We start from the raw sequence: 338 nt of genomic DNA, 5'->3' as shown, positions 1-338 counted from the left end.
CTAAAGCTATTGCCTAAACTTGAAGTAGCTTTATTTTTCTTAACAATATAAGCGGGTCCAAAGTCTTTTGAGCCTGTTATACTTTTCCATTCCGCGAAACGTCTTTTGCTTGGGTTGTCACATGATACTTTTCCTCTTGCACAAACACCCCTACCCTCTGATATATAATCCTCTTCGGCATAACTCAATTTTGCCCATGCGTAAGCATATTTGCCTGAATAATCAGAGCCCGTTCCAAATCCAACATCATACCCACCCTTAACTTGCTTTTCTTCCTCTAGGCTTAGAATATGCACACCTTTAGAATAATCACTTAATGCACCATGAGTAACTTTTGC

Annotated in this window: 1 pseudogene; it reads right to left on the bottom strand. The window is 39.3% G+C overall.

What is annotated here, in order from left to right:
• Window positions 1-338: pseudogene (locus CCZ01_RS10700) on the bottom strand (bacteriocin); the annotation flags it as partial.

The sequence above is a fragment of the Helicobacter monodelphidis genome (assembly GCF_003288845.1).
GTDB lineage: Bacteria > Campylobacterota > Campylobacteria > Campylobacterales > Helicobacteraceae > NHYN01.
This window is presented reverse-complemented; position numbering and strand designations above follow the sequence as displayed.